This is a genomic window from Chryseobacterium mucoviscidosis (assembly GCF_002177115.1).
In the GTDB taxonomy this organism is placed as follows: Bacteria; Bacteroidota; Bacteroidia; order Flavobacteriales; family Weeksellaceae; genus Chryseobacterium; species Chryseobacterium mucoviscidosis.
Genome location: NZ_MVAG01000135.1, coordinates 1 through 232, shown reverse-complemented (window position 1 = coordinate 232; position 232 = coordinate 1). Strand labels below are relative to the sequence as shown.

Genomic DNA, 232 nt, shown 5'->3' with positions numbered 1-232 from the left:
GATTACTTTCATCGTATTGTTTTCTTCTTTCATGTTAGTAGCATTCTTATTTATCGTAGGAGAATTTTTCCCGCCGATCGACAGAGGACAGTTCCTTGTTCAGATTGAATTACCGAAAGATGCAACCGTTGAAAAAACCAATCAGCTTACGTTATATGTTGAGCTATTTTTAAGAAACGATAAATATTTTGTAGATTTAATTACAACAGTAGGACAGCAGTCAACCTGTTTT

1 protein-coding gene is annotated in these 232 nt (G+C 34.1%); it reads left to right on the top strand.

The window, feature by feature from the left end; all coding sequences use genetic code 11:
• Positions 1-31: 31 nt before the first annotated feature.
• A partial coding sequence (locus B0E34_RS17355; RefSeq protein WP_228423098.1) for a hypothetical protein occupies positions 32-232 on the top strand: 201 nt, incomplete at its 3' end.